This is a genomic window from Mesorhizobium sp. M7D.F.Ca.US.004.03.1.1, from assembly GCF_003998635.1.
In the GTDB taxonomy this organism is placed as follows: Bacteria; Pseudomonadota; Alphaproteobacteria; order Rhizobiales; family Rhizobiaceae; genus Mesorhizobium; species Mesorhizobium loti.
In genome coordinates this window covers 1-4,240 of sequence record NZ_RZQG01000528.1, presented here as the reverse complement: position 1 = coordinate 4,240, position 4,240 = coordinate 1, and the positions used below count along the sequence as shown (strand labels likewise).

Genomic DNA, 4,240 nt, shown 5'->3' with positions numbered 1-4,240 from the left:
GGCATGATCCAGCGCAAGCGGATGAGGATGCGCACGCCGTTAGCATAGGCGTGTGACAGCCTGTCGAAGCCGGTGTTGAACCAGCGGAACAGCACGAACTGCGTTGGCTGGCGATGCCGCAAGAAGGCGGCACTGAGCGCCGGGCTCAGCGTCAGTGAGTTGAAGGCAGAGATGCCGACTGAGATCGCCACCGTCAACGCGAACTGGTTGTAGAGCTTGCCGGAGACGCCGGGAATGAAAGCAACCGGCACGAACACAGCCATCAGCACGGCGGTGGTGGCGATGATCGGACCGGTGACCTCGGCCATAGCGGCCTTGGTCGCCGCAAGCGGCTTGAGCCCGGCCTCCAGCTGTCGTTCGACATTCTCGACCACGACGATGGCGTCGTCGACGACGAGGCCGATCGCCAGCACCATGCCGAGCAAAGAGAGCATGTTGAGCGAGAAACCGAGCATCTCCATGACCACCAGCGTCGCCACCAGCGACACCGGAATGGCGATGGTCGGGATGATCGTCGTGCGCCAGCTCTGCAGGAAGAGGAACACCACGGCGACGACCAGCACCAGCGCTTCGCCGAGCGTGATCAGCACGTCATGCATCGAGGCCGAGACGAAGCGGGTCGTGTCGTAGTGCATCGCATAGGAGACGCCCTTAGGGAACCGGCCCGAAAGCTCCTGCATCTTGTCCTTGACGCGCTGCTGAAGATCGAGCGCGTTGGAGCCGGGCATTTGATAGACGGCAAGCACCACGGTCGGATCCTTGCCGAAGAAGGCCGACGACGAATATTGCAGTGCGCCGAGCTCGATGCGGGCGACGTCGCGCAGCCTGACCAGCGAACCGGTGTCCGTGTTGGCGCGCACGACGATGTCGCCGAACTCCTTAGGGTCACTGAGGCGGCCGACGGCATTGACCTGCATCTCGAAGGCGGTGCCGGCCGGCGCCGGCGACTGGCCGATCTTGCCGGCCGCCACCTGGACGTTCTGCTCGGCGATGGCGTTTTGCACGTCGACGGCGGTGATGCCGAGGTTGGCGAGCTTGTCGGGATCGAGCCAGACGCGCATCGAATAGCGCCGCTCGCCGAAGATCTGCACGTCGCCGACGCCGGGCAACCGCTTCAGCGGATCGACCACCTGCAGATAGGCAAGGTTGCTCAGCGCCACCGGATCGACCGAACTGTCCGGCGAAGTCAGGTTGACGATGAGGACGAAATTCGGGTTCTGCTTCTTGATCGTCACGCCGCCCTGGTTGACGATCGCCGGCAGCGACGAGGCGGCCTGCGAGACGCGGTTCTGCACGTCGACGGCGGCGGTGCTCAGCGAATAACCGACATCGAAGGTGATGGTGATGGTCGAGGAGCCATCATTCGAGCTCGTCGACGACATGTAGGTCATGCCTTGCACGCCGTTGATCTGCTGCTCGAGCGGGGTCGTCACCGTGTCGGCCACCACTTGCGCGCTGGCGCCCGGATAGTGGGCGCTGACCACGACCTGCGGCGGTGTGATGTCGGGAAACTGCGAGACGGGCAGCAGGAAATAACAAATCGTCCCGGCGAGCACCATGATGATGGCGATCGCCGAGGCGAAGATCGGACGGTGGATGAAAAAGTTTACCACGACACGCAAGCCTCCCCGGCTGCTCTTGCCCGCCCGAAGGCGCTGGCAACCCTGGACAGCCCTTGACCGCGCCCGTCGCCGGGCTCGTCCAGCGAACGCAGCAACGGCACCTCATGGCGTTGCGCATCGGCAAGCGAGCGCAGCATCTTTTCAAAGGCGCGCGGGTCGACGCCATCTGCTTTCATGACCAGCCGGATCATCGGATCCCGGACGGCTTCATCTATGGTAAGATCGCGGCGCTGTGGCATTGGCCGGCTCCTTGTCTGTCGATTCGCAGCCCATGCTCACGAACCGTTTTTCATCTCTTCACCGGCCGAGGCCGCATGAACCGCAGTTTTTCGCCCATTCCGATCTGGCAGGACCAGTTCACGGCCTTGTTATTGACGGGAGGCGACATAGGTGTTACCAGTAAGTAACATTTGCATAGTTACAGACCGGTAACACCCTAGTCAAGAGGTGGCCGTGGTTTTTAGGAAACGAAAGGAGATCATGATGACAGACGGCGTCGTGGAGCGCTCACGTCCCCGGGATCGAATTCTGGAGACGGCGCGTGACATGTTCCACAAGCACGGCATCAAGGGCGTCGGCGTCGACGCCATCACCGAGGCTGCCGGCACGAACAAGATGACGCTCTATCGTCACTTCGAATCCAAGGACGAGCTGATCGTCGAATGCCTGCGCGCCAATGCGGCCAAGGCTGGCGCCATGTGGGATGCATTCGAGGCCGAATTTCCTGGTGACAAGCTTGCGCAGTTGCACGCCTGGGTTCGCAAGGCGGCTGCCATGCTCAATGCTGACGGCCGTGGCTGTGACATGGCCAATGCCGCCGCTGAGCTGACCGAGCCCGACCATCCGGCCAGGCTGGTGATCAGGGAGCTCAAGGAAGTCCAGCGCCAGCGCCTTGTGACGCTATGTCGAGATGCCGGCATTGGTCAGGCCGAACTGCTCGCCGATACGCTGTCGCTGCTGTTCGAGGGCGCGCATGTCAGTGTGCAGACCGTGGGTGCCGAAGGTCCGAGCACGCAGTTCGTGCGCATGGCCGAAGGGTTGATCGTTTCCTTCCGGGGTACCGCCGCCGGTTGAAATCCGCCGCGACTGTTGGCGATTTGCCGATCTGCGACCGAGGGATGCCTAACGCCCCTTGGCGCAGGGCGGCACCGGAATTTCCGACGCTGAACGAAAAAAGCCCGCTGCCGGGAGGAGGTGGCAGCGGGCTCGATTTCGAATGTGGCGCGGGAGGAGGTGCACCCCATTCAGCGCCGGCATCGCATCTGGGAGGAGTAGATGGCCGACAACCAGAAACTACGAATTGCCCAATGATTCGGCAACAATGAATTGTGCATAGCTGCTGTGCAGATTTGCCGTATCAATTATCCTACAAATCCGGAAACAGACTTTGCCAGGCCACTCCGCCTTACTGCACCGGGACGTTTTCCCTGAAGATCAAACGAGGCTCGATGAACTTTCGCGTCAGATAGGGCGCCGAGGAGGCAATCGAGCCGAGCAGGCGAATGACCGACTGTTCCGCGATCAGCCTGGCATTCTGGTCGATGACGACATCGAGCAGGTCGTCGACGAGGTGTCCCCGCGTGTCCTTCGTCAGGTCGTGGCAGATGAACACCGGCTTGCGGTTCGGCCTGGCTTCCCGGATCGCCTTTGCAACGCCCGAGTGTCCGGCTCCGACGCAATAGATGCCGAGCAGCTCCGGCTGGTTGTGCAGCGCCTTCATGGTCTCGGTGTAGCTGACGTCAGGTTCGTCGTTGATGTCGACGGCGCTGCTGACCGTCAGATTGGGGAATTCTTCATTGAGAACGGAGCGGAAACCCATTTCGCGTTCCTCGTGGCCGCGATAGGAGCGTGAGCCGACGACCATTGCCAGATGGCCCGTGCGGCCGCCAAGGAAGCGTCCCATCAACAGCGCCGCCGTTCGTCCCGCGACCCGGTTGTCGATGCCGACATAGGCCGAGCGCGGTGCCGCCGGAACGTCGGACACCAGCGTCACCAGGCGCATGCCGGCGTCGACGATGTCGCGCAGGATGTTGCGCGTGCGAGGATGGTCGACGGCGATGACACCGACGCCATTGGCCCTGAGCGAGAGGTTTTCGACGGCTGTCTGCAGCGCGCTCGGCGAGATTCCGGCGAGGTTGTGGATCCGGCACGAGGCGACGAGCGGCAGGTGCGCGGCATAATCCTCGATATGCCCGGCGAGATCGCGCATGAAAGCATTGCTGCCGATCGGCAGCAGGAATTCGAGATGGGCGGGCCGCGAGGGCAGCGTCACCTGATCGGCGACCGGCAGATAGCCGACCTGTTTGGCCGCCTCCAAGACGCGCTGCCGGTTGGCGGCACTCGCACCTGGCCGGTTGTTGAGCACCCTGTCGACCGTTGCGGTCGACAGCCCGCAATTGCGAGCGATATCGGAGACGGTGGCTTTCATGCCGCAACCCACAGCCCGCAGCTGCGAGCGATATCCGAGACGGTGGCTTTCATGCCGCGACCCTATGCGCCGATGCGATGCTGCGCCAGACGAGCGATGCGTTTTGAGGTGACGGATGATTGCCACCCATCACCCGATAGTCAGTGCGATGGCTTGCCATCGGCGATGGCATCGCGGATTTCCTTGTCCG

At 62.5% G+C, this 4,240-nt stretch carries 4 protein-coding genes; 2 read left to right on the top strand and 2 right to left on the bottom strand.

The genetic code is table 11. The features are described from left to right. Window positions 1-1,613: efflux RND transporter permease subunit (locus EN935_RS24615; RefSeq protein WP_164771312.1), on the bottom strand; the 1,613-nt coding region annotated here is incomplete at its 3' end. Window positions 1,614-1,675: 62 nt separating this feature from the next. Here EN935_RS24615 and EN935_RS41490 point away from each other — a divergent pair. After that, on the top strand, window positions 1,676-2,029 hold the full coding sequence (locus tag EN935_RS41490) for a hypothetical protein (RefSeq protein ID WP_206534559.1): 354 nt from the start codon (window positions 1,676-1,678) through the stop codon (window positions 2,027-2,029). Between the two features lie 76 nt (window positions 2,030-2,105). Next, on the top strand, window positions 2,106-2,696 hold the full coding sequence (locus tag EN935_RS24605; RefSeq protein ID WP_127264682.1) for a TetR/AcrR family transcriptional regulator: 591 nt from the start codon (window positions 2,106-2,108) through the stop codon (window positions 2,694-2,696). Window positions 2,697-3,027: 331 nt separating this feature from the next. On the opposite strand, the gene EN935_RS24600 is transcribed toward EN935_RS24605, so the two are convergent. Then, the gene (locus tag EN935_RS24600; protein ID WP_127373694.1) at window positions 3,028-4,050 is read right to left on the bottom strand and encodes a LacI family DNA-binding transcriptional regulator; all 1,023 of its coding nucleotides are present in this window, start codon (window positions 4,048-4,050) and stop codon (window positions 3,028-3,030) included. Window positions 4,051-4,240: the final 190 nt, after the last annotated feature.

Excerpts from the sequence above, each read along its gene's own strand:
- EN935_RS24600 (WP_127373694.1), bottom strand. The coding sequence starts at position 4,050 with ATGAAAGCCACCGTCTCCGATATCGCTCGCAATTGCGGGCTGTCGACC.
- EN935_RS24605 (WP_127264682.1), top strand. The coding sequence starts at position 2,106 with ATGACAGACGGCGTCGTGGAGCGCTCACGTCCCCGGGATCGAATTCTG.